This is a genomic window from Ensifer sp. LC163 (assembly GCF_001695855.1).
Taxonomy (GTDB): Bacteria; Pseudomonadota; Alphaproteobacteria; order Rhizobiales; family Rhizobiaceae; genus Ensifer.
Genome location: NZ_MBSS01000007.1, coordinates 1 through 25195, shown reverse-complemented (window position 1 = coordinate 25195; position 25195 = coordinate 1). Strand labels below are relative to the sequence as shown.

25 protein-coding genes, 1 tRNA gene, 1 pseudogene and 1 riboswitch are annotated in these 25195 nt (G+C 62.1%); of the genes and pseudogenes, 10 read left to right on the top strand and 17 right to left on the bottom strand.

Translation table 11 applies throughout. The annotated features are described in order from the left end of the window. Window positions 1–239: 239 nt before the first annotated feature. The 3 genes from BC360_RS06775 to tesB all read right to left on the bottom strand — a co-directional run bounded on the left by BC360_RS06775 (window position 240) and on the right by tesB (window position 3091). On the bottom strand, window positions 240–1604 hold the full coding sequence (locus tag BC360_RS06775) for an ammonium transporter (protein WP_065794675.1): 1365 nt from the start codon (window positions 1602–1604) through the stop codon (window positions 240–242). 27 nt (window positions 1605–1631) lie between these two features. After that, on the bottom strand, window positions 1632–1970 hold the full coding sequence (locus BC360_RS06770) for a P-II family nitrogen regulator (RefSeq protein WP_065780538.1): 339 nt from the start codon (window positions 1968–1970) through the stop codon (window positions 1632–1634). Window positions 1971–2200: 230 nt separating this feature from the next. Beyond that, on the bottom strand, window positions 2201–3091 hold the full coding sequence (gene tesB / locus BC360_RS06765; protein ID WP_065780541.1) for an acyl-CoA thioesterase II: 891 nt from the start codon (window positions 3089–3091) through the stop codon (window positions 2201–2203). A gap of 85 nt (window positions 3092–3176) precedes the next feature. Here tesB and BC360_RS06760 point away from each other — a divergent pair, with 85 nt between their 5' ends. Continuing rightward, entirely contained in the window at window positions 3177–4391 is a 1215-nt protein-coding gene (locus BC360_RS06760; protein ID WP_065794674.1) for a ubiquinone biosynthesis hydroxylase, read from the top strand. A 190-nt stretch (window positions 4392–4581) separates the two neighbouring features. Here the strand turns inward: BC360_RS06760 and BC360_RS06755 are convergent, their stop codons facing one another. The 4 genes from BC360_RS06755 to BC360_RS06740 form a co-directional block, all read right to left on the bottom strand. Then, entirely contained in the window at window positions 4582–4770 is a 189-nt protein-coding gene (locus BC360_RS06755) for a Trm112 family protein (RefSeq protein WP_053249178.1), read from the bottom strand. 10 nt (window positions 4771–4780) lie between these two features. Further along, complete coding sequence (locus BC360_RS06750; RefSeq protein WP_065780545.1) at window positions 4781–5461, bottom strand: LON peptidase substrate-binding domain-containing protein; 681 nt, start codon at window positions 5459–5461, stop codon at window positions 4781–4783. A gap of 124 nt (window positions 5462–5585) precedes the next feature. Then, the gene (trxA, locus tag BC360_RS06745; RefSeq protein ID WP_065780548.1) at window positions 5586–6563 is read right to left on the bottom strand and encodes a thioredoxin; all 978 of its coding nucleotides are present in this window, start codon (window positions 6561–6563) and stop codon (window positions 5586–5588) included. Between the two features lie 58 nt (window positions 6564–6621). Beyond that, on the bottom strand, window positions 6622–7131 hold the full coding sequence (locus BC360_RS06740; protein ID WP_065780551.1) for a prolyl-tRNA synthetase associated domain-containing protein: 510 nt from the start codon (window positions 7129–7131) through the stop codon (window positions 6622–6624). Between the two features lie 254 nt (window positions 7132–7385). Here BC360_RS06740 and BC360_RS06735 point away from each other — a divergent pair. Next, window positions 7386–7460: transfer RNA gene (locus BC360_RS06735), tRNA-Gly, on the top strand. A gap of 113 nt (window positions 7461–7573) precedes the next feature. On the opposite strand, the gene BC360_RS06730 is transcribed toward BC360_RS06735, so the two are convergent. The 9 genes and pseudogenes from BC360_RS06730 to BC360_RS06690 all read right to left on the bottom strand — a co-directional run bounded on the left by BC360_RS06730 (window position 7574) and on the right by BC360_RS06690 (window position 14654). Beyond that, window positions 7574–8596, bottom strand: a complete 1023-nt coding sequence (locus tag BC360_RS06730) for an aldose epimerase family protein (protein WP_065794673.1) — start codon at window positions 8594–8596, stop codon at window positions 7574–7576. Window positions 8597–8783: 187 nt separating this feature from the next. Next, window positions 8784–9967, bottom strand: a pseudogene (locus tag BC360_RS06725) (vWA domain-containing protein). Window positions 9968–9982: 15 nt separating this feature from the next. Continuing rightward, window positions 9983–10909 carry a homoserine O-acetyltransferase MetA gene (gene metA, locus BC360_RS06720; RefSeq protein ID WP_065780559.1) on the bottom strand — a complete coding sequence of 309 codons (927 nt, stop codon included), beginning with the start codon at window positions 10907–10909 and terminating at the stop codon, window positions 9983–9985. Between the two features lie 63 nt (window positions 10910–10972). Continuing rightward, window positions 10973–11050: riboswitch (SAM riboswitch) on the bottom strand. A gap of 155 nt (window positions 11051–11205) precedes the next feature. After that, entirely contained in the window at window positions 11206–11679 is a 474-nt protein-coding gene (locus BC360_RS06715; RefSeq protein WP_065794672.1) for an NUDIX hydrolase, read from the bottom strand. Beyond that, the gene (locus BC360_RS06710) at window positions 11676–12515 is read right to left on the bottom strand and encodes an AAA family ATPase (protein WP_065794671.1); all 840 of its coding nucleotides are present in this window, start codon (window positions 12513–12515) and stop codon (window positions 11676–11678) included. Before BC360_RS06710 ends, BC360_RS06715 begins: the two co-directional genes overlap by 4 nt. 121 nt (window positions 12516–12636) lie before the next feature. Continuing rightward, complete coding sequence (locus BC360_RS06705; RefSeq protein WP_065780565.1) at window positions 12637–13017, bottom strand: RidA family protein; 381 nt, start codon at window positions 13015–13017, stop codon at window positions 12637–12639. Between the two features lie 8 nt (window positions 13018–13025). After that, entirely contained in the window at window positions 13026–13631 is a 606-nt protein-coding gene (leuD, locus tag BC360_RS06700; RefSeq protein ID WP_065780567.1) for a 3-isopropylmalate dehydratase small subunit, read from the bottom strand. A 215-nt stretch (window positions 13632–13846) separates the two neighbouring features. Beyond that, window positions 13847–14278 carry a VOC family protein gene (locus BC360_RS06695; RefSeq protein WP_065780569.1) on the bottom strand — a complete coding sequence of 144 codons (432 nt, stop codon included), beginning with the start codon at window positions 14276–14278 and terminating at the stop codon, window positions 13847–13849. Between the two features lie 130 nt (window positions 14279–14408). Next, the gene (locus tag BC360_RS06690) at window positions 14409–14654 is read right to left on the bottom strand and encodes a hypothetical protein (RefSeq protein ID WP_065794744.1); all 246 of its coding nucleotides are present in this window, start codon (window positions 14652–14654) and stop codon (window positions 14409–14411) included. A 110-nt stretch (window positions 14655–14764) separates the two neighbouring features. Here BC360_RS06690 and BC360_RS06685 point away from each other — a divergent pair, with 110 nt between their 5' ends. Then, on the top strand, window positions 14765–15670 hold the full coding sequence (locus tag BC360_RS06685; RefSeq protein ID WP_065794670.1) for an HpcH/HpaI aldolase/citrate lyase family protein: 906 nt from the start codon (window positions 14765–14767) through the stop codon (window positions 15668–15670). Continuing rightward, window positions 15667–15873 carry a DUF1737 domain-containing protein gene (locus BC360_RS06680; protein WP_025425138.1) on the top strand — a complete coding sequence of 69 codons (207 nt, stop codon included), beginning with the start codon at window positions 15667–15669 and terminating at the stop codon, window positions 15871–15873. The genes BC360_RS06685 and BC360_RS06680 overlap by 4 nt, the downstream gene beginning before the upstream one ends. 220 nt (window positions 15874–16093) lie before the next feature. Here the strand turns inward: BC360_RS06680 and BC360_RS06675 are convergent, their stop codons facing one another. After that, the gene (locus tag BC360_RS06675; protein ID WP_065780575.1) at window positions 16094–16528 is read right to left on the bottom strand and encodes a metallopeptidase family protein; all 435 of its coding nucleotides are present in this window, start codon (window positions 16526–16528) and stop codon (window positions 16094–16096) included. Between the two features lie 154 nt (window positions 16529–16682). Here BC360_RS06675 and BC360_RS32645 point away from each other — a divergent pair, with 154 nt between their 5' ends. The 6 genes from BC360_RS32645 to BC360_RS06645 all read left to right on the top strand — a co-directional run bounded on the left by BC360_RS32645 (window position 16683) and on the right by BC360_RS06645 (window position 25091). Then, window positions 16683–17657, top strand: a complete 975-nt coding sequence (locus tag BC360_RS32645; protein WP_244512677.1) for an ImuA family protein — start codon at window positions 16683–16685, stop codon at window positions 17655–17657. Beyond that, a complete protein-coding gene (locus tag BC360_RS06665) occupies window positions 17608–19125 on the top strand; it encodes a Y-family DNA polymerase (RefSeq protein WP_244512680.1) in 1518 nt (505 codons plus the stop codon). The genes BC360_RS32645 and BC360_RS06665 overlap by 50 nt, the downstream gene beginning before the upstream one ends. Beyond that, window positions 19122–22478 carry an error-prone DNA polymerase gene (locus tag BC360_RS06660; RefSeq protein ID WP_065794668.1) on the top strand — a complete coding sequence of 1119 codons (3357 nt, stop codon included), beginning with the start codon at window positions 19122–19124 and terminating at the stop codon, window positions 22476–22478. Before BC360_RS06665 ends, BC360_RS06660 begins: the two co-directional genes overlap by 4 nt. A gap of 371 nt (window positions 22479–22849) precedes the next feature. Further along, window positions 22850–23161, top strand: a complete 312-nt coding sequence (locus BC360_RS06655; RefSeq protein ID WP_053249341.1) for a (2Fe-2S)-binding protein — start codon at window positions 22850–22852, stop codon at window positions 23159–23161. Continuing rightward, entirely contained in the window at window positions 23127–23618 is a 492-nt protein-coding gene (bfr, locus tag BC360_RS06650) for a bacterioferritin (RefSeq protein ID WP_065780584.1), read from the top strand. The genes BC360_RS06655 and bfr overlap by 35 nt, the downstream gene beginning before the upstream one ends. Window positions 23619–23720: 102 nt before the next feature. After that, window positions 23721–25091, top strand: coding sequence for an IS1182 family transposase (locus tag BC360_RS06645; protein WP_065794743.1), 1371 nt, complete (start codon window positions 23721–23723; stop codon window positions 25089–25091). The last annotated feature ends 104 nt before the right edge of the window (window positions 25092–25195 follow it).

The following is a 25195-nucleotide window of genomic DNA, read 5'->3' as shown; positions in this document are numbered from 1 at the left end:
CCTGCTGCCCGTCTCGATCTTCAAGGCACATTGCGCGCCATGGAATCAACCTAAGCGGAGTACGGTTAATGCGACATTAACCATGCGTATATGCCGCTAAAATACCGGTTGGCGACGGTGTGCAATCGGCGTGATTGGGCAAAAAAGCCCGGATCTTTCGATCCGGGCCAAAGGCGATCCGCATCAGACGGACCGCGACGGGACGTTGAGCGGCGCCTGTTGACGGCGCCGCGATGGGCTTAGCTGTGGTAGGCGGCTTCGCCGTGGGACGAGAGGTCGAGACCTTCGCGCTCGGCTTCGACCGAGACCCTCAGGCCGACGATCGCGTCGACCACCTTGTAGAGGATGGCCGAGACGACGCCGCACCAGACGATGGTGATGGCAACGGCGGTAAGCTGGGTCATGAACTGGCCGCCCATGGTGACGCCGTCGGCATAGCCGATGCCGCCGAGCGAGGACGATGCGAAGATGCCGGTTGCCAGCGCACCGAAGAAGCCGCCGACGCCGTGGACGCCGAAGACGTCAGCGGTGTCGTCGTAGCCGAACTTGTTCTTCACCACCGAGACGAAGAAGTAGCACAGCGGCGAAACGATCAGGCCCATGACGATCGCGCCCATGGGGCCGGCAATGCCGGCGGCAGGGGTGATGGCGACGAGACCGGCGATCATGCCCGAGGCCGCACCGAGCATCGAAGCCTTGCCGCGGGAGAAGGTTTCGACGACCGACCAGGAGAGGATAGCGGCTGCCGTTGCGAGGAAGGTGTTGACGGTTGCGAGCATCGCGCCGCCGGAAGCTTCGAGATTGGAGCCGGCATTGAAGCCGAACCAGCCGAACCACAGCATCGCCGCACCGACGAGCGTCAGCGTCATCGAATGCGGAGCCATCATGTCCTTGCCGAAGCCGGTGCGCCTGCCGACCATGATCGCGCCGATCAGGCCTGCGACGCCGGCATTGATGTGCACGACGGTGCCGCCGGCGAAATCGAGCGCGCCCATGCCGAAGAGCAGACCATTGCCGTCCCAGACCATGTGGGCGATCGGGAAGTAGACGAAGGTTGCCCAGAGGATGGAGAAGAGCACGGCAGCCGAAAACTTGATGCGCTCGGCGAAGGCGCCGATGATGAGCGCCGGCGTCAGCGCCGCGAACGTCATCTGGAACAGCATGAAGATGTATTCCGGAATGACCACGCCTTCGGAGAAGGTGGCCGATGTGCTTTCAAGCGAGACGCCTGCGAGGAACATCTTGGCGAAGCCACCGAAATAGGGGCTGGTGGAGCCGCCGAAGGCGAAGGAATAGCCATAGACGACCCAGACGATCATCATCGCTGCGCCGATGACGGTGCACTGCATCAGCACAGACAGCATGTTCTTGGCGCGGACGAGGCCGCCGTAGAAGAGCGCGAGGCCCGGGATCAGCATGAAGAAGACGAGCAGCGTGGAGAAGAACATGAAGGCCGTGTCGGCCTTGTCGGGAACGGGGGCTGCGGCAGTGGCAGCGGCTGCTGCCGGTGCGGCTTCCTGGGCAAAGGCGACGACCGGCGCAAGAAGGGCGGCAGAGGCTGCGCCGATCCTTGCCAGAGAGATGGAAAGTTTGCTTGACGACATCGAGTAGTGCTCCCTGAACGGCGTGGCTTACAACGCTTCTGAATCGGTTTCGCCGGTGCGGATGCGCACGGCATGGTCAATCGAGTAGACAAAGATCTTGCCGTCGCCGATCTGGCCGGTCTTGGCGGCAGCGGCGATCGCTTCCACCGCCTTGTCGACGACCTCGGAGGGGACCGCGATCTCGATCTTCAGCTTCGGCAGGAAGCTCACGGCGTATTCGGTGCCGCGATAGATTTCGGTATGTCCCTTCTGGCGGCCGTAGCCTTTGACTTCGGTTACGGTCAGGCCCTGGATGCCAACAGCAGTGAGGGCTTCGCGAACCTCATCGAGCTTGAACGGCTTGATAATGGCCATCACAATTTTCATCGGTTTCCCATCCTTGTTCGCCTCCGGTCGGAGGCCATCTCTCCTTGCTGCGAACGCTGAAAGCGCCTTGCAACCGGACAGCTACATTCAAGGGGCGTGCCAGATTCGTTGTTGCGATCTAAACCTATGAAAAGGCATGGGAAAATTATCGCATGCAGCGTGAGTGCCGCGACGCGCTAAAAAAACGTCACTTTAGAAGATTAAAAAATAGGCAGAAAAAAATAAGTGCCTTATTTCTGTTCAGCTGCCTTTTTCCGGATCAGACCTTCCTGTGCAACCGAGGCAATCAGCACGCCGGAACGATCAAAAAGGCTGCCGCGGGTCATGCCGCGGGCACCATGGGCACTGGGGCTGTCCTGGGTGTAGAGCAGCCAGTCGTCCATCTTGCAGGGGCGATGGAACCACATGGCGTGATCAAGGCTTGCAACCTGCAGGTTGCGATCGAACACGGACGTTCCATGCGCATAGAGCGAGGTGTCGAGCAGCGTCATGTCGGAGAGATAGGCAAGCACTGCCGCCTGCAGGTGGCGCTCGTCGGGCACGTGGCCGACGGCCTTGACCCAGACGTCCTGGGTCGGCTTGCCGTCGTTGCGGGCGAAATAGTGGGCGAGCGAGACCGGTCGGATCTCGATCGGTCGCGGCCGCTCCCAGTAACGACGGATCGCTTCGGGCGCGTGCGCCAGGAACTTGTCCTTCAGCTCCTGTTCGCCCGGCAGGGTCTCCGGCATCGCCACGTCGGGGATCTCGATCTGATGCTCGAAGCCGTCTTCGTCATACTGGAACGACGCCGACATCGAGAAGATCGCCTTGCCGTGCTGGATGGCAACCACCCGGCGTGTTGCAAAGCTGGAGCCGTCGCGGATGCGATCGACCTCGTAGATGATCGGCACCGACGGGTCGCCGGGGCGCATGAAATAGGCGTGAAGCGAATGCACGTAGCGGCCCTCGTCGACGGTGCGCTGGGCTGCGACCAGTGCCTGGCCGATCACCTGGCCGCCGAACACGCGTTGCCAGCCGACCTGGGGACTGCGGCCACGGAACAGGTTCTCCTCGAGCTTTTCGAGGTCGAGTGTGGCAAGCAGCGCATCCATGGGCGTTGCGGTCTCAGTGGGGCGCGACATTTCGGCTGTCTCCGATGGTAGGAACGGCGATGGCATTGATCTATATAGGCATGAAACGATGCTCAAGTGCGACGGGAGAAAGCGGATGATCGATGTGTTGATTGCCGGCGGCGGCTATGTCGGCCTTTCGCTCGCGGTATCGCTGAAGAAGGCGGCGCCGCATCTCGCCGTTTCTGTCTTAGACGGCGCGCCGGAAGGCGCCTGGAAGCGCGACGAGCGCGCTTCTGCCGTCGCCTCGGCGGCCGAGCGCATGCTCGATGTTCTCGACGTCTGGCAGACGATTGCGCCGGAGGCCGAGCCGATCCGACGCATGGTCATCACCGATTCGAAGACGTCGGACCCGGTGCGCCCGGTTTTCCTGACCTTCGACGGCGAGGGCGAAGAGGGGCGGCCCTTTGCCCATATGGTGCCCAACACCGCCTTGGTCGGCGCGCTGCGCGCCGCCTGCGACCAATTCGGCGTGACCGTGCGGCAATCGACGATGGTCCAAACTTTCGAGAGCGGCGATCACGCGGTTGCCGTGACGCTTGCCGGCGGCGAGCAGTTGGAGGCCCGCCTGCTGGTTGCCTGCGACGGCGTGCGCTCGAAGCTGCGCGATGCGGCCGGCATCAAGACGGTGGAGTTCGACTATGGCCAGTCGGGCATCGTCACCACTGTCGAGCATGAACGCCCGCATAACGGCACGGCCGAGGAGCATTTCCTGCCGGCCGGGCCCTTCGCCACGCTGCCGCTCAAGAACAACCGTTCGTCGCTGGTGTGGACCGAGCGTACCGAGGACGCCGAGCGCCTGGTCAAGGGCGACGACTTCCTCTTCGAAGAAGAACTGGAGCGCCGCTTCGGTCACAGGCTCGGACATCTCAAGGTCGTCGGCGGCCGTCGCGCCTTTCCGCTCGGCCTGACGCTTGCCCGCGATTTCGTGAAGCCGCGGTTTGCGCTGGCGGGCGATGCCGCGCACGGCATCCACCCGATCTCCGGCCAGGGGCTCAATCTCGGCTTCAAGGACGTGGCGGCGCTGGCAGAGACGATCGTCGAGGCGGATCGCCTCGGGCTTGATATCGGTTCGCTTGCCATTCTCGAGCGCTACCAGATCTGGCGACGGTTCGACACCTTCCGCATGGGGGTGACCACGGATGTGCTCAACCGGCTGTTTTCGAACGACATCACGCCGGTCAGGATCGCCCGGGACTTCGGTCTTGGCCTCGTCGATCGTCTGCCGTCGCTGAAAAGCTTCTTCATCCGCCAGGCGGCCGGCACTGCCGGCGACGCCGACCCGCGATTGCTTTCCGGCCAGCCGATCTGAGGCGCAAAAGCCTCTGATGCCTGAGCCTTGCCCCTCACCCTAGCCCTCTCGCCGCATGCGGGGAGAGGGGACCATTGCGCCGAGCGTGCCGCACCTGTCCTTCTCCCCGCTTGCGGGGAGAAGGTGGCCGACAGGCCGGATGAGGGGCAGATGAGACGCATGCGGATCGTGGTCAGTACGATCGCCGGCGTCAGTCCTCGATTTTTCGCGCTTCGGAGATCAGCATGATCGGAACACCATCGCGGATGGGATAGGCGAGCCGCGCCTTTTCCGAGACGAGTTCGCCCGCTTCGGCGCGATAGCTGAGCCGGCCCTTGGTCAGCGGGCAGACGAGCAGTTCGAGCAGTTTCGGATCGACCTTGCTGGCGTTGACGTCCATGGCCCCTCACTCACTGCAGGATGTTGTCGACGTCGCCGAAATTGCGCGCAAGCACGATCTCGGTAATGGCGATCAGCGTTTCGGCGCGGGTCTTCAGGTCGGGGGCCTCGAGCAGCGCCTGTTTCTCCGCCGGCCCATAGGGAGACATCATCGCCATGGAATTGACCAGCGTGCGGTTGCTGGCGCGTTCGACGCTCTCCCAGTCGGCCTTCAGCTTGTTGGCCTCCAGATAGGCCCTGAAGGCCGCCAGCAGCGCCGAACGATCGACCAGGCTTTCATCGTCGCGATTTTCGAGATCGGCCGTGAAGGGGCCGATGCGGAAGCGGCGGTAGCCGCGCGTGCCGACCACCTCGTTAAACAGCCGGTAGCGGCACACGCCGGTCAGCGAGGCGATGTAGCGGCCGTCGCCGGTTTCGGCAAAGGAGGTGATGCGGCCGATGCAGCCGACCTGACACAGCGCGGGCACCGGCCCGACGCCGATATCGTCGCGGCCTTCGCAGAAGGAGGGCTGGACGATCCCGATCAGCCGATTGCCGGAAAGGGCATCGTCGAGCATCGCCAGGTAGCGCGGCTCGAAGACGTTGAGCGGCAATTGGGCGCCGGGGAGCAGCAGCGCACCGGTCAGCGGAAACACCGGAATGATCTCCGGTAAGTCCTGCGGACCGAGATAACGTGCATTTCCGACATGCATTCCGATTGACCTTGCAGATATCCTGCCTTGCCTCGCCACGCCAAGCAGCGTGGCCAACCAGATCATGAAATGGTGCGTCCCTTGAAAATCTCAAGGGAAAAACGCACCGATCTCGGCGCTCTGCTCAGGAAAAGAGAATCGACGACAGCTTGCGGCGGGCGGCGACCGTCGCCGGGTCTTTCGGACCCCATACTTCGAAGAAGGAGACGAGCTCGCGCCGTGCGCCATCATCGTCGAAAGCCCGGTCGCGCTTCATGATCGTCAGCAGGTGGTCGGCCGCCCCATTGCGGTCGCCTTCCACGTTGCGGATCTTGGCGAGCATCATGCGCGCCTCATGGTCATCCGGGTTCGCCGCCAGGCGCTGTTCCAGGGCTGTCGGGTCGCCGAGCTTGCGGGCTTCCTCGATCTGGTCGAGCTTCTTGCCGATCGCACTGATGCCGGCATCCTTGGCAAGATCCTCCGGCAGGCTCGAAAGCGCTTCGCGCGCTTCGGCGATCTGGCCGAGCGTGATCATGCAATCGACCATGCCGGCAATCGCCACCGCATTCTCCGGGTCTGCCTGCAGCACGGCGCCGAAGAGGCCGGCGGCGTTTTCGGCATCGCCCGTCTCGATCAGCGCCTTGGCATCGGCAAGCACGGCCTCGATTTCGGCCTTGCTGTCGTCGACGGCAGGACCGGCGATCTTTTCGATGAATTGCTTGATCTGGCTTTCAGGCACTGCACCCATGAAGCCGTCGACCGGCCGTCCGCCGACAAAGGCGATGACGGCGGGGATCGACTGGATGCCGAGCTGGCCGGCGATCGATGGATGGTCGTCGATGTTCATCTTGACGAGCTTCACGCGGCCGGCAGCTTCCGTCACGACCTTTTCGATCACGGGGGTCAGTTGCTTGCACGGTCCGCACCAGGGCGCCCAGAAGTCGACGAGAACAGGCTGCTGGCGCGAGGCGTCCAGCACGTCCTTGCTGAAGTTGGCGGTCGTCGTTTCCTTGATCAGGTCGCCGCCCGGTGCGGCGGCCGCGGCCGGCTGGCCGCCGAAGGAAGCCGAAGCGGTCATCTGGTTGCCGAAGGACCCTGCATAGGGATTGTCGTTGCCCGTCATTCTTCTCTCCTCGCCGGCTCGTGATCCGGCTTCCTGCATTCGCGCCAAAGATCGTATGTCAGGCCGTCACTTTCAAGACAAGCGGTTCATGTCCCGTGGCTTCCATGAAACGCAACAGGTCCTTCGAGGCGATCGAGGTCGTCGCGTCGTTGGAAAGCGGATGGCAGTTGATCACATCGAACGTCATCAATTCCTCGTCGATGATCACCTTGACGTTGCCGCCGATGTCGTTGATGGCGCCAAGCGCGGTCACCGCTCCAGGGATGACGCCGAGATATTCCATCAGCTTCTCGGGCTTGCCGAAGGAAACTTTGCTTGCCGCGCCGATGACCTGATGCACCGTCTTCAGATCCACGGTTGCGTGTTCTTCGACGGTCAGCAGGAAGTAGTTGTCCTTCTTGTCCTTCACGAACAGGTTCTTGGTATGGCCGCCGGGGATCTCGTCACGCAGTGCCACCGATTCGGCTACGGTGAACACCGGCTCGTGTTTTTTGGTGCTGTGTTCGATGCCGAGATCGTCGAGAAAGCGGAAAAGCTCGTCCGCGGTCTTCGGTTGCGCTTCGTTCATCGGGGTGATTCTCCTGCCGGTCGGTTTTTTCCAGTCTGCTTTAGGGGAGAACGGCCGCGCCGTGCAATCTCAGAGACGGCGGAGCGGTGCGAAAACGCGGCATTTGCGGGCTTCCCGGGGAGGCTCCCAAAAAATATTCGATTTCTCGTCATTTCCCTGTTGCATTCCAAAATCGCTTAGGCCATATACCGCCCGTCGCCGCAAGACAGCGCGGCACCCACGGTCCACCGACTACCCCCGGACCGAGGTAATGAGCGGGTGTAGCTCAGGGGTAGAGCACAACCTTGCCAAGGTTGGGGTCGGGCGTTCGAATCGCCTCACCCGCTCCAATTTTCCCAACCACTTCATTTGTAAATGCTTTTGGCTTCGGCCAATGCATTCGCCCCGGGCGAAGAGCATCAGCCGTCGCGTGTCTGCGGGCGAGCGCCGATGCACTCGGCTCTCAGCTCTTCATGAAGACATAGTCCGTTTCCTGGCGACGGATTTCGCCGGGGCGCAGAACCGCGTTCGGAAAGCCTTCGTGATTGACGGCATCCGGCCACACCTGGGTTTCCAGGCAGAAACCGGCAAAGGCGCCGTAGCGACGTCCTTCGAGGCCGGGCACCGGCACGTCGAGCTTGAAGCCGGTATAGAGCTGGACGCCGGGCTCGGTCGTCAGCACTTCCATCGTCACGCCGGAATTGAGGCTGCGCGCAAAGGCGGCCGAGTGTTTTGCCATGGGCTCCGGCGAGAGGCAGAAATTATGGTCGTAGGCGATGCGTTCGCCCTCGGTCTGGCGCTTGAGCGACGTCATTTCCCTGAGATCGAAGGCGGTGCCTTCGACCGGTCGGACTTCTCCTGTCGGGACCTGGCGCTCGTCGGTCGGCAAATAGTGGTCGGCGGCGATCATGATGTCATGGCCGAGCGCATCCGCGCTGCCATCGAGATTGAAATAGCTGTGCTGGCAGACATTGGCGAGCGTCGGCCGGTCCGTCTCCGCCTCGTAGACGACGCTGAGCACGCCGCCGGGCTTCAGCTGGTAGGTGCAGCGGACCTGGCAGTTGCCGGGATAGCCGGCGCGGCCGTCCGGGTCGGTGATGACAAGCGTCACGCTGTCCTGCGTCTGGTCCATGATCGTCCAGTTGCGCTTGCCGATATTGTCGCTGCCGCCATGCAGATGCGTCACGCCCTTCTCGTTACATTCGAGCTGATAGGTCGTGCCGTCGAGCGTGAAGCGACCGTCGCCGATGCGGTTGGCGCAGCGGCCGGGCGTCGCGCCAAAATAGGGGGAATGGGCGAGATAGCTTTCGAGATCGGTAAAGCCGAGCACCAGCGGCGGTTCATGGCCGTCCAGCCGCAGGTCCTGGATCACGGTTCCCCAGGTGAGGATATGAGCGGTCAGGCCGCCGCCGGAAAGCACGACACGATGAACCGGTTCACCCGATGGCAGGTGTCCGAAGATTTCCGTGTCCGCATGCTTGTCCATTGCCTGGGCCCCCCTACAGCGCCGCGCGTCTCAGCAGACGCGCAAAGGTCGCTGTTACACTTTGAGTTGCTGCATGTTTTATCCTTAAATCGGCTAGGATTTACGGAAACATGCAGTCCTCGCGGCAAGCAACCTGCGTCATTTCAGGTGGATCGGCAACCGGAAATCGAGATTTTCTGCGGTAGATTCAGCGCGATAGTTGTTTTGTCGCGTCCTGCAGTCCGGCGAGCGTCAAGGGAAACATCCGCCTGCCGACGATGCTCCTGATCATGCCGATCGACTGGGTATGGCCCCAGTGCTGCTCGGGGACCGGATTGAGCCAGATGGATCGGGGAAAGTGGGCGGCGATACGCGAGAGCCAAAGCCCGCCGGCTTCGTCGTTCCAATGTTCGACCGAGCCGCCGGGGTGGCTGATCTCATAGGGGCTCATCGATGCGTCGCCGACGAAGATCGCGCGGTAGTCGCTGCCGAAGGTGCGCAGCAGCTCCGTCGTGCGGGTGATGTCGGCGCGGCGGCGACGATTGTCCTTCCACAGGCCCTCGTAGACGCAATTGTGGAAGTAGAAGTGCTCCATGTGGCGGAATTCGCCGCGTGCCGCCGAAAACAGCTCCTCGACGATGCGGATATGGTCGTCCATCGAACCGCCGACATCGAAGAACATCAGGAGCTTGACGGCGTTGCGCCGTTCCGGCCGGGTCACGACATCGAGATAACCGTGCTCGGCCGTGGCGCGGACGTGCCGGAAAGGTCGAGTTCGTCGGCAGCACCCTGGCGCACCCAGCGCCGCAGGCGTTTGAGCGCCACCTTGATGTTGCGCGTGCCGAGCTCGACCGTGTCGTCGTAATCCCTGAATTCGCGTCGGTCCCAGACCTTGACTGCACGGTGGTGCCGCGAGCCGTCCTGGCCGATCCTGACACCTTCGGGATTGTAGCCATAGGCGCCGAAGGGGGAGGTGCCGGCGGTGCCGATCCATTTGGAGCCGCCCTGGTGGCGCCCTTCTTGTTCGCGCAGCCGCTGGCGCAAGGTCTCCATCAGGGTCTCGAAGCCGCCAAGGGATTCGACCAGGCGTTTCTCTTCCTCGGTCAGATATTTCTCGGCAAGCTTGCGCAGCCATTCCTCGGGAATGGCCGCCTGCTCGAACTCGTCCGAGGGATTGATGGCCTCAAGGCCGGAAAAGCAATGCCGGAAGACGCCGTCGAAGCGGTCGATATGGCGCTCGTCCTTCACCAGCGCCGTGCGCGCGAGGAAATAGAACGCCTCGATATCGAAGCTGGCGATGCCCGCCTCCATGCCCTCGATCAAGGACAGGAATTCCCGGAGCGTGACCGGGATCTTCGCAGCCTTCAATTCGAGGAAGAAGGGGATGAACATTGGAGCCTCCGAGCCTTAGCGTTCTCCCCTGCCGATCATGTCCAGCTCGTAGGGCGTCGTCTGGTACATCTCGTTGATCCAGTTGCCGAAGAAGAGATGCGCGTGGCTGCGCCAGCGGTTCTGCGGCGGCAGGGTCGAATCATTGTGCGGGAAGTAGTCGTGCGGCAGCTTGATCGGCGCGCCCGCATCCACATCCCGGAAATACTCGTCCGACAGCGAGGTGGAATCATACTCCACGTGATTGAACATGTAGAGGCGCTTGCCCTTCTTCTCGTGCACGAGGCAGACGCCCATCTCTTTCGATTCCATCAGGATTTCCAGGTCGGCCACCCGGTCGATGTCGGCGCGGCGCACTTCGGTCCAGCGCGACACCGGCACGGCGAAATCGTCGGAAAAGCCGTTGAGATAGACGGAGGAGGGCTGCAGGTTCTGGTGGCGGTAGACGCCGAAGGCTTTCTCCTTCAGCGGATATTTCGGCACGCCGTGGAAATGATAGATCGCCGCCATCGCACCCCAGCAGACGTTCAGCGTCGAATGCACATTGGTCGTCGTCCAGTCGAGGATGCGCTTCAACTCGTCCCAGTAGGTGACGTCCTCGTATTCCAGCGTTTCGACCGGGGCGCCGGTGATGATGAAGCCGTCGAACTTGCGGGCCTTCACCTCTTCCCAGGTCTCGTAGAAGGCGAGCAGGTGTTCCTCGGAGGTGTTTTTCGCCCGGTGCGCGCCGATGCGGATCAGCGACAACTCGACCTGCAGCGGCGAGGCGCCGATGAGGCGCGCCATCTGGATCTCGGTCTTGATCTTGTTCGGCATGAGGTTCAGGAGCCCGATCTGGAGCGGGCGGATATCCTGACGGATCGCCACGGTCTCGGTCATCACCCGCACGCCCTCGGTCGCGAGGGTTTCGAAGGCGGGCAGCGTATCGGGTATCTTGATGGGCATGGGGCTTCCACTCGATCAATACAAAAAAACCGGCGGCGATTGATCGCGACCGGTCCTCGGAAAATCCACGTTTCCTCGGCCCTTTAGCGATTTGTTTAACGTGGCTGCAAGCCGGCCGGCCAAATCACCACGGTTCATTTGATAGCGCGGCAAGGCCGCGGGGGTCAATGAAAAACGATTCGCCGGCTAAAAGGCCCCTCATCCCGCTGCCGCGACCGCTTTATTCCCCTTCACGCTTGCAGCAGATGACAAAGGTTGCAGCCGCCGCTCCCCTCTCCCCGCGTGCGGGGAGAGGGTTAGGGTGAGGGGCGAGCGACCGCCGAGCGGGGACGGGCAACTTGGGTTTGCAGCAAGTCCAGACCGTCCTGCATCCCGTATCCAAGCCGGTTGCGAGCCTCGCTCTGGCTGAGCCAGAAGAAGCGAAAGCGGATCGGCGGGCCACCGCTGAACGGCGTCATCTCCAGATGCAGCCAGGTTTCCCGTTGTTCGCCGGCAAGCTTCACATGGAAATAGTGCCGGCGATGGCAGATTTGCCGGCCGTTCTTGGTGAAGCGGTAGTCCTGCGTTGCAAGCGGCAAGACGATCGTCGGTGGCGCCAGCCCGGTTTCCTCGGCGAATTCGCGCAGGGCGGCGGCCTCGGGGCTTTCGCCCGGTTCCATCGTTCCACCGGGAACCTGCAGGTCGATATCCGGAAAGTCCGGCTCGTCGAAGACGAGCAGATGCTCCCGCCAGGTGGCGTAGATCAGAACCTTGTGGGCGTTTGGCCTCATCCGTCGCGGCGTGCCATGAAGGCCAAGCGCTCGAAGAGGTGGACGTCCTGCTCGTTCTTGAGAAGCGCGCCGTGCAGCTTTGGCAGCATGGTCTTTGGATCGGCGCGCAGGTCGGCCGGGTCGATCTCGTCGGCGACGAGCAGGCGGATCCAGTCGAGTGCTTCGGAGGTCGAAGGCTTCTTCTTCAGCCCCGGCACCTGGCGGATATCGTAGAAGGCGGCAAGGGCTGCCGAAAGCAGCGTCTTGCGGATGCCGGGATAGTGCACCTCGACGATGCGCGCGAGCGTGTCGGCGTCGGGAAAGCGGATATAGTGGAAGAAGCAGCGGCGCAGGAAGGCGTCCGGCAGTTCCTTCTCGTTGTTGGAGGTGATGACGACGATCGGCCGCTGGCGGGCGTGGATCGTTTCGTTGGTCTCATAGACGTGGAATTCCATCCGATCGAGCTCCTGTAGCAGATCGTTCGGAAACTCGATGTCGGCCTTGTCGATCTCGTCGATCAGCAACACCACCCGCCGCCCGGCCTCGAACGCCTGCCAGAGCTTGCCCTTGCGAATGTAGTTCTTGACGTCGTTGACACGCTCGTCGCCGAGCTGGCTGTCGCGCAGGCGCGAGACGGCGTCATATTCGTAAAGCCCCTGCTGTGCCTTGGTCGTCGACTTGACGTTCCATTCGATGAGGTCGAGCCCGAGGGCTGCCGCAACCTGCCGGGCAAGCTCGGTCTTGCCGGTGCCCGGCTCGCCCTTGACGAGCAGCGGCCGTTCCAGCCGGATCGCAGCGTTGACGGCGATCATCAGGTCCTTGTCGGCGATATAGTCGGCGGTGCCTTCGAATTGCATGGGCTTCTTCCGGTCGTGGCGATGCGGACAACGGCTCTGCGAAGAACCCGACGTCGTGCCTCTGCAGTAGCGCATAAGCGGGGCAGGTGCCAATGCCGCGCCGGCAGCAGTCCGTCAGATGTCAGCCGCGGAAGGCGGTGACTTCGATCTCGATCAGCATTTCCGGGCGGATGAGATCGCAGACGACCATGGTGGCAGCCGGGCGGATATCGCCGAACATTTCGCCGAAGATCGGAAAAACCCGGTCGGCGAAGCTGGCATCGGTGACGTAATAGTGATTGCGCACCACATCCGAGAGCGAGAAGCCCGCCTCTTTCAGCGCGCCCTCGATCGTCTTCAGGCAATTGCGTGCCTGTTCTTCCACCGTTTCCGGCATGGTCATGGTGGCGTAATCGTAGCCGGTGGTGCCGGAAACGAAGCACCAGTCGCCCTTGGCGACGGCACGCGAATAGCCTGCCGTCTTCTCGAAGGGCGAACCGGAGGAGATGAGCTTGCGCGTCATCCCTTAGCTCACGCCCAGGGGCGCGAGGCGGCGGTCGACTTTTCGAAGCTGTCGATGGCCGTAGCCTTCTCCAGCGTCAGGCCGATGTCGTCGAGGCCGTTCAGCAGGCAGTGGCGCTTGAAGGCATCGATCTCGAACTTGACCGAGCCGCCGTCCGGGCCGGTGATTTCCTGGGTTTCCAGGTCGATCGACAGGATGGCGTTGGAGCCGCGCGAGGCGTCGTCCATCAGCTTGTCCAGGTTCTCCTGGCTGACGACGATCGGCAGGATGCCGTTCTTGAAACAGTTGTTGTAGAAGATGTCGGCGAACGAGGTCGAGATCACGCAGCGGATGCCGAAGTCGAGAAGCGCCCACGGCGCGTGCTCGCGCGAGGAGCCGCAGCCGAAGTTGTCGCCGGCGACCAGGATCTTGGCGTTCTGGTAGGCGGGCTTGTTGAGCACGAAATCCGGGTTGACCGAGCCGTCCTCGTTGTAGCGCGCTTCGGCGAAAAGTCCCGTGCCGAGGCCGGTGCGCTTGATCGTCTTCAGGTAATCCTTCGGGATGATCATGTCCGTGTCGACGTTGACGACGGGGAGGGGCGCGGCGACGCCGGTGAGCTTGACGAACTTTTCCATAACTTCAGGCCTTCGATTTCAGCGAAATGTTGCGTAAGCGTTTAGATCAGTTTTGCGCCGAAATGAAGGAAAATCTGTCCCGAAGACACTTGCCGGGCGGGTGAAATTGCCTGCCCGGCAGCTGTCGTAGCGGTTGTTTTATCAGTTGGAGCGCCTTGCCCGAGGGCTCTGCGGATATCGGCCGGTGTCTGGCGCCGGTGTCAGCCTGCCTTGACCTAGCCTGCCTTGACCGGGGCGTTCAGCGCCCAGAGCACGCCGAAGGGGTCACGCAGCTGTCCGTAGCGATCGCCCCAGAACATCACCTCGATGGGCATGACGATTTCGGCGCCGGCAGCCACCGCTTGGCTCCACCAAGCATCGATGTCGTCGACCGGCAGCATCAGGCTGTAGGCCTGCGGCTTTTCCAGGGGATGGCCATATTCCGGATAGGCGTCGCCGAGCATCAGCGAGCTGCCGTTGATGTGGAGATGGATGTGCATCGTCCGGCCCTGGTCGTCGACCGGTTGCCGATAAGCTTCCTTTGCGCCGAAGGCGTGCTTGTAGAATTCCGCAGCCTTGGCCGCGCCGTCGACCTGGAGATAAGGCACCAGACCGTTCAGGGCCGGTGGCAGCTGGTTTGCGTCCGTTTTCTGCGTATTGCTGTCCATGTCGTGCTCCTATCCTTCGTCACGAGGGCATGGCCTTTGCTGGCCTGGTCCAAGGACGAACGGAAACGGGTCCGCCCGACATGGGTGTCGCAAAATTTTATCTCGGCTTTGGAGGCCGGTGCCGCGTGGCCTAGAGATCGATGATCGTGCCGCGACCGTCGTTCCAGATGCGCATTTCGCGCGGGGCGGCGCCGGAGGTCGGGCGGGCCGTGGCGCGGGCGGGTTTAAGGTTCAGCCGGGCGGCAATGGCGCTGCCGATCGCGACAACGGTAGCGATGCCGGTCAGCGCGAGCGCAAGCGACGCGGTGAAGACGAAGGCCGCCAGCGTAATGGTAATGGCCACAGCCGTAAAAAGAACAGAGCGTATGCTTTGCATGATCGTCACCTTTCTGCCTCCGATGTGGGTGTTGCCGCCGCCGCTTGCAAGAGGGGGCGGCCGTTCGCCTCGTCTTGCGGAAAAAATGAAAGGCGGGCACAACTGGCCGCATGACAAAATCGATCGAACATCATCCCGTTCGCTTGCGCCGTTCGGTGCTTTCCGTGCCGGCCGACAATGCCCGTGCACTGGCCAAGGTTTCGGAACTTGCGGCCGATGCCGCGATCTTCGACCTCGAGGATGCGGTGGCGCCCGAGCGCAAGGCCGAGGCGCGTGACGGGCTCGTTCGCCACCTCATCGAAAACAGGCCGGATTGCGAGATCATCATCCGCATCAATGCGCTCGGATCGGGCTTCGGCCAGCAGGATCTGGCGGCAGCCGTTTCGGCAAAGCCCGACGCGATCCTTGTGCCGAAGGTCGAAAGTCCGGCCGATATCCAGATCGCCGCCGACTGGCTGGCCGATAACGATGCGCCGGAAGGCTTACGTCTCTGGGCGATGATCGAGACGCCGCGCGGTGTCGTCAATGCGCCGGCGATCGCCGAGACCGGCCGCACCTTCGGCGGCAGGCTCGATTGCTTCGTCGTCGGCCTCAACGACCTGCGCAAGGAAACCGGCGTTCCCGACCGTCCCGGCCGGCCTTACCTTATCCCCTGGCTGATGCAGATCCTGCTGGCCGCACGCGGAAGCGGTCTCGACGCCATCGATGCGGTGTTCAACGATTTCCGTGATGCCGACGGTTTCGATGAGGAGTGCCGGCAGGGGCGCGACATGGGGTATGACGGCAAGATGCTGATCCACCCGCTGCAGATCGGCCCGGCCAACGAACGCTTCGGCGTCGAGCAGGCCGCCGTCGACGAGGCGCGCGCGATCATCGCCGCCTTCGCGCTGCCGGATAATGCCGGCAAGGGCGTTATCAATCTTCATGGCCGAATGATCGAGCGGCTGCATCTCGACCAGGCCTTGAAGCTCGCCGCCAAGGCGGACACGATTGAAAAACGAAAGGCAAGATTTTGAAACTTTACCGCTTCCTCACCGGCCCCGACGATGCGTCCTTCTGCCATAAGGTGACGGCAGCGCTGAACCAGGGCTGGTCCCTGCACGGCTCGCCGACCTACGCCTTCAATGCGGATACGCAGCACATGCAATGCGGACAGGCCGTATTCAAGGAAGTCGAAGGCAAGGATTATCATCCCGACATCAAGCTGTCGGAGCAGTAAAAAAACAGGGACGCTCCAGTTTTGCGGCCGGAGTGTTCCTCTGTTTTCCGATTGTTTTTCCGAAGGGGCTGGCCTCAGAGCAGGATGCTCCTGACCAGCGCGAGAGGTTTTTCGGGGCTTAGAGCGTTTCCGGCTTAGACGGAGTCGCAGAAACGCCCTATCTCTTTGTTTTTACGCATTTCCTGACGGGAAACCGCTTCGCATTTTTCCTGGAAATGCTCTAGTTGCCCACGTGTTCCACGCTCGCCTCGATCCGTTCCATGTCGTCGTCGGAGAGGCCGAAATGGTGGCCGATCTCGTGGATCAGCACATGGGTGATGATGTCGCCCAGCGTTTCCTCGTTTTCCGCCCAATAGTCGATGATCGGGCGGCGATAAAGGGTGATCCGGTTCGGAAACTCACCCGTCTCCATGGTGAAACGTTCGCTGATGCCGCGGCCTTCGAACAGGCCGAGCAGGTCGAACGGCGTCTCCAGCGCCATATCCTCGAAGACATCGTCGCTTGGAAAATCGGCAACCTCGATGATGAGGTCGGTCGTCAGCCGGCGGAACTCCTGCGGCAGGTGGCCGTAGGCTTCCACTGCGAGTTGTTCGAATGTCGTGAGTGTCGGTGCGTGGCGTTCCCGCCAATCATCGGTCTGGTCAATGCGGGCCATAGGCACTCCTTGTTGCCCTCCATATAGCGATTTTGCCTTTGTTTTTCGAGTGTTGAATTCCTGACGCAACGGGTGAGGAATAAATTCTCAAATTTGGTTGTTGACTCCTCAGGGCAGCTCTGGAATCTATAAGAACATAACGGGAACATCTTAAATGGAGTTGACCGTCATGGCCGAGAACGCCGTGCAGCGGGAGGCCGTTCTTTCGCTTCGCGAAACCATAGCCAGGATCGAGAACCGCAGGCTTCCGGGGGTCGTGAAGGCAGTCAAGGCGGCCGATCCCGCGGGCTTCCGGCGCAAGGAAGAGGGCAGCCAGGCATCCGGCCGCAAGGTTCTGCCGCTCGGTATTCCCGAACTCGACGATATCCTCGAGGGCGGGCTGCCGCTCGAGGGCATGACGGAGATCCGCAATTCCGAGACGCGCGATGCCGGCGCTGCCGCCGGTTTTGCAACCGCGCTCAGTGCCCTCTGTCAGCAGGCGCGCCGGCAAAAGGGCGATGTCGGGGCCCCGGTTCTGTGGATCAGCCAGTCGCTCGCCTCGACCGAGGCCGGCCTGCCCTATGGCCTTGGTCTCAAGGCCTACGGGCTCGACATTCGAAGCCTGATCCTCAGCCTGCCGCGCACGGTGAAAGATGCGCTCTGGATCGCCGAGACGGCGCTTTCCGTCCCGGCCTTCTGTGCCGTCATTCTCGAAATTCGCGGCAATCCGGCATCGCTGGCCTTGAGTGAAAGCCGGCGCCTGCATGTTCGCGCGCGCGCCGGGCGCATCCCTCTTCTGCTTCTGCGCCAGTCCGGCCACGAGGAGGCGAGCAGCGCCTTCTTCCGGCTTCATATCGAACCGGCGCCCGCCCGCGAGCGCCCCCTCCCTGACGGTTCGATGCTTTGCGGCAGCATCGGTCATCCCGTCTTTCACGTCATTGCCGAAAAAAGCAGGTCTCCTGCTCCTGTCGGCCTCTTCCTGGAGTGGAACCCCCATGACCGCCGCTTTTACCCCGTCGAGCCCCTACCAGCCGCTGCTGCGGCAGACCCAGAGCCAGCGCATTCTATCGCTCGACTTTCCGCATCTTCCGGCCGACCGGGTGGCGCGGATACGCTGGGGCACCTCGTGGCTTTCCCGCGGGCGTCCTGATCATCCGCCTGTCGTCTTTGCCGACCGGGTCAGAAATGCGATGCGCCTCGTTGCGCTCGATGGCCTTGCCGAAAAGTCCGGATTCCAGTTGGGCCAGGGCGTTGCCGAAGCGCGGGCCATGTGTCCCGAGGTCGATGTGCTGCCCGCCGACCGGGCGGCGGATCGCGCCCTTCTGGAAGGGCTTGCGGACTGGTGCAGCCGCTATACGCCGATGGTGGCGCTCGACGGCGAAAGTGGTCTTTATCTCGACATTACCGGCTGTGCCCATCTTCTCGGCGGAGAGAAATCGCTTCTCGACGACCTCTTGGCTCGGCTCTTTCATCTCGGCATCGAGGCGCGTGCGGCGATCTCGTCTTCGGCCGGGCTCTCCTGGGCGGTGGCGCGCTTCGGCTCGCAAAGCGTGATCGCTCCTGAGGAGGCCGCGCGCGTGCTTGCGCCGCTACCGATGGCGGCCCTCAGGCTTGCGACCGAGACGATCGAGACGCTTGGCCGGGTCGGCCTCAAGCAGGTCGGCGACATCATCGAGGCGCCGCGCGCGCCGCTTGCCCGCCGCTTCGGATCCACCCTGCTCTTGCGTCTCGATCAGGCGATGGGACTGGAGGACGAGCCGCTTTCGCCGCGGCTTGCCGTTGCCAGCCTCTCGGCCGAGCGGCGGCTTTCCGAGCCGGTCCAGGGCGAGGACGATATTCTCGGCCTGACGCAGGAGCTCGCAGCAAGGCTGAAGCCGGAGCTGGAAAAGCGCGGCGAGGGGGGACGGCTGTTCGAACTCTTGCTGTTTCGTGTCGACGGCAGGGTCTTTCGCATCGCTGCCGGAACGTCCTCGCCGTTGATTGAACCGGGCCGCGTTGCCGGCCTTTTCCGCGAGCGGCTGCAGGCTGTTCATGACGATCTTGATGCCGGTTTCGGCTTCGAGATCCTGCGGCTCTCGGTTCCCAAAAGCGAAAAATACGAGGTGATGCAGGAGGATTTTTCCGGCACACCGGATCGGCAGCGACCGCTTGCGGCCTTTGCCGACAGGGTCATGGCGCGGCTGGGCGCGGAAAGCCTGTTTCTGCCCGTCCTGTCGGAGAGCCACGTGCCGGAGCGTGCCGCCGTCTTTCAGCCGCTTGCGGATGTGGAGATGCTGAAGACGGTCGAGGAAGCCGCCCCCAATGTTCCGGCCAGTCTTCTGGTGGCCTCCGTTCGGCCGCAGCGGCTGTTTCAAAGCCCGGAGCCGGTGGAGGCGGTAGCCGAGGTGCCGGAAGGGCCGCCGAGAAGCTTTCGCTGGCGCCGGAGTCTTCATCGCATCGCGCGCGCCGAAGGTCCGGAACGGATCGCGGCCGAATGGTGGGTCGATGGCGAGACGGCGGCCGAGCGGGATTATTTCCGGGTGGAGGATGAAAGAGGCCGGCGGTTCTGGCTGTTTCGAGAAGGGCATTATGGCGGGCCGACGCAGCCACGCTGGTTCATGCATGGGGTCTTCGCATGAGCACGCCCTATTTCGAGATCGGCGCCTGGTCGAATTTCTCCTTCCTCGAAGGAGCGTCGCATCCAGGCGAAATGATCGTTGCCGCCAGCCGCCTTGGCATTTCCGGTCTCGGGGTTGCCGATCGCAATACGGTGGCCGGCGTGGTTCGCGCCCATGCGCAGGCGAAGGTGGAGGGGTTTTCCTTTCAGCCCGGCGCCCGGCTTTCCTTTGCCGAAGGCATCCCGGATGTGCTGGCCTATCCGCGCAGCCGCCGGGGCTGGGGCAATCTTTGCCGCATGCTGAGTGCCGGAAACCTGCGGGCGAAAAAAGGCACCTGCACGCTCTACGAGACGGATCTTGTCGAATGGGGCGAGGATATCCTGATTGCCGTTCTGCCCGATCCGGTGATCGGTGCGCCGGAGGCCAACAACCTTGCGGCGTTTCTCAAGCGGCTGAAGCCGCATTTTGCCGACCGGCTCTATCTCGCACTCGTGCCGCGGTATGACGGTTTCGACCAGCTTGTCTTTGCCGGGCTGGCAGCCATCGCCCGCAACACGGGAACGAGGCTGATCGCCACCAACAGCCCATTGTTTCACGAGCCGGCGCGCCGGCCGCTGGCCGATATCGTCACCGCCATACGCGAGCATGTGACGGTCGCACAGGCGGGGTTCCGGCTTCAGGTCAATGCCGAACGGCATCTGAAACCACCGGGGGAAATGGCACGCATCTTTCGCGACTACCCCGAGGCGATCGCCAGCACCGGGCATTTTTTCCGCCGGCTGAATTTCACTTTGGCGGAACTCGAATATCAGTATCCCGATGAGAGTTTTGCAGGCGAGACGACGACGCAGACCCTGCGGCGGCTGACGATGGAAGGCGCCCATCGGCGCTATCCCGGCGGCATTCCCGAGAAGGTCTCGACCCAGATCGAATACGAGCTCGATCTGATCGCCAGCAAGCGCTACGAGCCCTATTTCCTCACCGTGCGCAACATCATGGAATATGCGCGAAGCGTCGACATTCTTTGTCAGGGCCGCGGGTCGGCGGCGAATTCGACCGTCTGTTACTGCCTTGCCATCACCGAGGTCGATCCGCTTTCGACGACCCTGCTTTTCGACCGCTTCATCTCGACCGAGCGTGACGAGCCGCCGGATATCGACGTCGACTTCGAACACGAGAAGCGGGAAGAGGTCATCCAGCATATCTATAGGACTTACGGCAAGGAGCATGCGGGGCTTACGGCCGCCGTCATCAGCTACCGGGCGCGTTCGGCCGGCCGCGAAACGGCGAAAGCCTTCGGTTTTTCGGAGGACGTACAGTCGGCGCTTGCCGGTTCGGTCTGGGGCTGGTCGGCGGCCGATCTGTCAGAGCGGGAGGCCAAAGCCGCCGGCCTCGACGTCAAGGATCCGACGACAGTGCGGGTGCTGGACTACGCCACCGAGCTGATGAGCTTTCCCCGTCATCTCTCCCAGCATGTCGGCGGCTTCGTCATCACCCGCGATCGGCTCGACGAGGTGGTGCCGATCATGAACACGGCGATGCCCGACCGCTACATGATCGAATGGGACAAGGACGATCTCGATACGCTGAAGATCCTGAAGATCGACGTTCTGGCACTCGGCATGCTGACCTGCATCGCCAGGGCTTTCGCACTCCTGGACCTGCACTACGGTCGAAGAGAAACCCTCGCCCGCCTCTTCAAGGATGACCAGAAAGCCGTCTACGACATGATCTGCCGGGCCGATACGATCGGCGTCTTCCAGATCGAAAGCCGGGCGCAGATGAGTATGCTGCCGCGGCTCAGGCCGCGCATCTTCTACGACCTCGTCATCGAGGTGGCGATCGTGCGTCCGGGGCCGATCCAGGGCAATATGGTTCATCCCTATCTGAAGCGACGGGAGCAGCGCGATCTCAACATACCCATCGAGTATCCGAGCAAGGAGCTGGAAGTGGTTCTGGAGCGAACCCTGGGCGTGCCGCTGTTCCAGGAACAGGCGATGCAGATCGCCATCACCGCGGCAAATTTTACGCCCGGCGAGGCCGATCAGCTCAGGCGGGCGATGGCGACCTTCAAGCGAACCGGAACCATCCATACGTTCAAGCAGAAAATGATCGACGGGATGGTTCGGAATAAGTATCCGCTCGAGTTTGCGGAGCGCTGCTTCAGGCAGATCGAAGGGTTCGGCGAATACGGCTTTCCGGAAAGCCATGCGGCCTCCTTCGCGCTGCTCGTCTATGTCTCCTCCTGGCTGAAGACCTATTATCCCGACGTCTTCTGCGCGGCACTTTTGAACTCGCAGCCGATGGGTTTCTACGCTCCCGCGCAACTGGTGCGGGATGCGCGCGAACATGGCGTGCGGGTGCTGCCGGTCGATATCAACCATTCTGACTGGGATTCGGACCTTGAGCAGGGCCTTCTCGACCGCAAGGCAATCGAGCCGCGGCATCGGGACATGTCGAATGTGATCCTGACGAAAAAGGCCATTCGGCTCGGCTTCAACCTGGTCAAGGGTCTCAAGGAGAAGGAGATCACCGACAAGCTCGTCACCAATCGCGGTCCCGGCTACACCTCGGTTCGCGATCTCTGGCTGCGCTCGGGACTGCCGCGGTCGGTGCTGGAGAAACTCGCCGATGCGGATGCGTTCCGCTCGATCGGGCTCGATCGCCGCAACGCGCTTTGGGCGGTAAAGGCGCTGGACGAGAAAAGCGCTGCCGAGCGGCTGCCGCTCTTCGACCGGGCGACGCAGGACGAATTCCAGCTGGAACCGGCAGTTTCGCTGCCGGTGATGCTGGAGGGCGAGCAGGTCATCAACGATTACCGCTATCTCACCTTCTCGCTGAAGGCCCACCCGGTCTCCTTCCTGCGGGCCGAGCTTAGCGGGCAGGGGCTGGTCGAAAGTCGCGCTCTCGCCACGGCACCCGTCGGCCGCAGAGTGACGGTCGCCGGCCTGGTGCTCGTTCGCCAGCGTCCAGGCTCGGCCAAGGGCGTGATCTTCATGACGATCGAGGACGAGACCGGGGTCGCCAACGCCATCGTCTGGCCAAAAGTCTTCGAAAAATACCGGCCGGTGATCATGGGTGCGCGTCTCGTCAAGATCCGCGGCCGGCTCCAGCGCGAAAGCGATGTCATCCATGTGGTGGCGGAGTATATCGAGGACATGACCCCGATGCTCGGGCTGTTGCGCAAGGAGGTGCGCCACTTCGGCGCCAACGATCGTGCCGACGAGGTGTTGCGACCAACGGCCGACGCACGCGAGAAGAAGGTGCTGAAGGAGCTGCGCCTGGCGGCCGCCCGCCGTGCCGCCGGTGCCGATCACCAGACTGTTGCGACCGAAGTTGCCGACGTGATGCCGAAAGGCCGCAACTTTCATTGACGGGCAGGCACGGTGGGGTCGGCATGGCTTCGAAGACCGGCCCCCCATGCCCATTTCATAGATCGCGCTTTCGAGACCCGCATTGCCGGGTCGGATTTCGGCCGCTCGCTTTCAGCTTCCTTCGATAGGCTGAACCTGGCCGTGAACCTGTGTAAAAATGTCGCAGTACCCTGCGGCAGTTGCGGCGAAATCCACAGGAGGAAAGGTCATCAATGCTGAGCTAATATTATGAAAATGCGATGTTTTTTGTCATGTTTAGATTCGTTCTAATCAGCGTGCAACTTCCGCTCGCGGAGTTTTTTGTTGACAATAAATATCCTCTTTTGCTTTATGAGCGAATTCAGGGCGTTGCGTTTCACAGGCAAGACGACATGCTGGTTTGCAGCTGCAATTTCATCACGGAAAAAGAGATCGAGGATACGATCGTAAGCCTCCTCGATGAGGACTGTTGGCAGCTGATCGTGCCGGCGAAAGTCTATCACGCGATGGAAAAACGCGGTCGCTGCTGCGGTTGCTTCCCCAACGTCGTCGACATCATCATCCGTACCACCGAGCAATATCACGGCCGTCGCGACTCGACGGATGTCGAGATATTTGATTTCATGGCCCGCCTCAAACAATTCCATGAAGACAACCGGAGGGCGGATCTTGAAAGGCGACAAAAAGGTCATCGAGCAGCTTAACGAAGCGCTCTATCTCGAACTCGGTGCCGTCAACCAGTACTGGCTGCATTTCCGCCTGCTTGAGGATTGGGGCTACACGCTCCTTGCCAAGAAGGAACGTGCCGAGTCGATCGAAGAGATGCACCATGCCGACAAGCTCGTCGCGCGCATCATCTTCCTCGAAGGTCATCCGAACCTGCAGACGGTCGGTCCGCTGCGCATCGGCCAGAATGTCAAGGAAGTGCTGACGGCAGATCTTGCCGGCGAATACGACGCCCGCACGGCCTACAAGAAATCACGCGACATCTGTCACGATGCCGGAGACTATGTCTCCATGAAGCTGTTCGAAGAGCTGCTCGCCGATGAGGAAGGCCACATCGATTTCCTCGAAACTCAGCTCGAACTTCTCGATAAGATCGGCGAAACCAAATACGGCCAGCTCAACGCAGCACCGGCCAACGAGGCCGAAGCCGACTGAGCGTCTTGTTCCATTCACACGAAAAAGCCGCCGATCATTTCGGCGGCTTCAGACCGCTGACAAACCCCTGGCACCGTCCAGGGGTTTATGATTCATTGGGACATGTTGAAGAAACCCGTTCCCGAACAGACGGCGCTCGAGATGGTGACGCTCGACAGTCTGGTGCCGAAGGATCACCTGCTTCGCAAGATCGATGCGGTGATCGACTTTTCCTTCATCCATGACCGGGTTGCCGGACTTTATTGCGCCGACAACGGCCGACCGCCGCTCGATCCGACCTTGATGTTCAAGGCTTTGTTCATTGGCTACCTGTTCGGCATCCGCTCCGAGCGGCAATTGGTGCGCGAGATCGAGGTCAACGTCGCCTATCGCTGGTTCTTGCGGATGAAGCTCACGGATGGTGTGTTTGACGCCTCGACGCTGTCCCAGAACCGCCGCCGGCGTTTCAATGACACCTCGGTCGCCCAGGACATTTTTGACCATATCGTCGAGCAGGCAATCGGCCACGGGCTGGTCGATGGTACGGTGCTTTATACCGACTCGACCCACCTGAAGGCGAACGCCAACAAGGGCAAATACGATCTGCACATGATCGCGAAGTCGCGGTCCGACTACTGGGCCGATCTCGACCGGGCGATCGAGGCCGAGCGGGCGCTGCATGGCCAAAAGCCCTTGAAGCAAAAAGAGCGCGAGCCGGAGGTGAAGGAAACCAAGGTGTCGCGCAGCGATCCCGACAGCGGCTACATGGTGCGCGACGGCAAGCCGAAGGGCTTCTTCTATCTCGACCACCGCACGGTCGACGGCCGGCACGCCATCATCACCGATACGTTCACGACGCCGGCCAACGTGCATGACAGTGTCGTCTATCTCGACCGGCTGGACCGCCAGCGCCAACGCTTCTCCTTCGACGTCAAGGCGGTCGGGCTCGATGCCGGCTATGCCACATCCGGCATTGCGAAGGGACTTGAGCAACGCGACATCCTCGGCGTCACCGGCTATCGCAATCCCACCCCGCCCAAACCCGGCATGATGCGCAAGTCGACGTTCGCCTACGACGGCGAGGTTGACGGCTACCGCTGCCCGCAAGGCCAACTCCTGACCTATGCCACCACCGACCGCAACGGCTATCGCCACTACCGCTCCGATCCGGCCCTCTGCCACGACTGCCCGTTGCTGGCCTCCTGCACCGCCAATGCCAAGGATGAACGCACCATCACCCGCCATGTCTGGCAGGACGCCCGCGAGCGTACCGACGCCCACCGCAAGACGCCTTGGGGCAAGGCGATCTACAAGCGGCGAAAGGAGACCGTCGAACGCTCGTTTGCCGATGCCAAGCAACTGCACGGGCATCGCTATGCCAGGTTCCGAAGTCTCACCCGCGTCGCATGCCAGTGCCTACTGGCCGCCGCCGCGCAGAATATCAAGAAGATAGCAATGGCGCTCACCAGAGGGCCAAAACCGGCCATGGCGTGAGCCGGCGCGTCCTTCTTCACCTCCGCCAAAACACGGCCGTCAAAAACAACCCAATCCGCAAAACAAAACCCGCCGAAAAATCGACGGGTTTGTCAGCGGTCTGA

Excerpts from the sequence above, each read along its gene's own strand:
- BC360_RS06775 (WP_065794675.1), bottom strand. The coding sequence starts at position 1,604 with ATGTCGTCAAGCAAACTTTCCATCTCTCTGGCAAGGATCGGCGCAGCC.
- BC360_RS06770 (WP_065780538.1), bottom strand. The coding sequence starts at position 1,970 with ATGAAAATTGTGATGGCCATTATCAAGCCGTTCAAGCTCGATGAGGTT.
- tesB (WP_065780541.1), bottom strand. The coding sequence starts at position 3,091 with ATGTCGCGCCCCACTGAGACCGCAACGCCCATGGATGCGCTGCTTGCC.
- BC360_RS06760 (WP_065794674.1), top strand. The coding sequence starts at position 3,177 with ATGATCGATGTGTTGATTGCCGGCGGCGGCTATGTCGGCCTTTCGCTC.
- BC360_RS06755 (WP_053249178.1), bottom strand. The coding sequence starts at position 4,770 with ATGGACGTCAACGCCAGCAAGGTCGATCCGAAACTGCTCGAACTGCTC.
- BC360_RS06750 (WP_065780545.1), bottom strand. The coding sequence starts at position 5,461 with ATGCATGTCGGAAATGCACGTTATCTCGGTCCGCAGGACTTACCGGAG.
- trxA (WP_065780548.1), bottom strand. The coding sequence starts at position 6,563 with ATGACGGGCAACGACAATCCCTATGCAGGGTCCTTCGGCAACCAGATG.
- BC360_RS06740 (WP_065780551.1), bottom strand. The coding sequence starts at position 7,131 with ATGAACGAAGCGCAACCGAAGACCGCGGACGAGCTTTTCCGCTTTCTC.
- BC360_RS06730 (WP_065794673.1), bottom strand. The coding sequence starts at position 8,596 with ATGGACAAGCATGCGGACACGGAAATCTTCGGACACCTGCCATCGGGT.
- metA (WP_065780559.1), bottom strand. The coding sequence starts at position 10,909 with ATGCCCATCAAGATACCCGATACGCTGCCCGCCTTCGAAACCCTCGCG.
- BC360_RS06715 (WP_065794672.1), bottom strand. The coding sequence starts at position 11,679 with ATGAGGCCAAACGCCCACAAGGTTCTGATCTACGCCACCTGGCGGGAG.
- BC360_RS06710 (WP_065794671.1), bottom strand. The coding sequence starts at position 12,515 with ATGCAATTCGAAGGCACCGCCGACTATATCGCCGACAAGGACCTGATG.
- BC360_RS06705 (WP_065780565.1), bottom strand. The coding sequence starts at position 13,017 with ATGACGCGCAAGCTCATCTCCTCCGGTTCGCCCTTCGAGAAGACGGCA.
- leuD (WP_065780567.1), bottom strand. The coding sequence starts at position 13,631 with ATGGAAAAGTTCGTCAAGCTCACCGGCGTCGCCGCGCCCCTCCCCGTC.
- BC360_RS06695 (WP_065780569.1), bottom strand. The coding sequence starts at position 14,278 with ATGGACAGCAATACGCAGAAAACGGACGCAAACCAGCTGCCACCGGCC.
- BC360_RS06690 (WP_065794744.1), bottom strand. The coding sequence starts at position 14,654 with ATGCAAAGCATACGCTCTGTTCTTTTTACGGCTGTGGCCATTACCATT.
- BC360_RS06685 (WP_065794670.1), top strand. The coding sequence starts at position 14,765 with ATGACAAAATCGATCGAACATCATCCCGTTCGCTTGCGCCGTTCGGTG.
- BC360_RS06675 (WP_065780575.1), bottom strand. The coding sequence starts at position 16,528 with ATGGCCCGCATTGACCAGACCGATGATTGGCGGGAACGCCACGCACCG.
- BC360_RS32645 (WP_244512677.1), top strand. The coding sequence starts at position 16,683 with ATGGAGTTGACCGTCATGGCCGAGAACGCCGTGCAGCGGGAGGCCGTT.
- BC360_RS06660 (WP_065794668.1), top strand. The coding sequence starts at position 19,122 with ATGAGCACGCCCTATTTCGAGATCGGCGCCTGGTCGAATTTCTCCTTC.
- BC360_RS06655 (WP_053249341.1), top strand. The coding sequence starts at position 22,850 with ATGCTGGTTTGCAGCTGCAATTTCATCACGGAAAAAGAGATCGAGGAT.
- BC360_RS06645 (WP_065794743.1), top strand. The coding sequence starts at position 23,721 with ATGTTGAAGAAACCCGTTCCCGAACAGACGGCGCTCGAGATGGTGACG.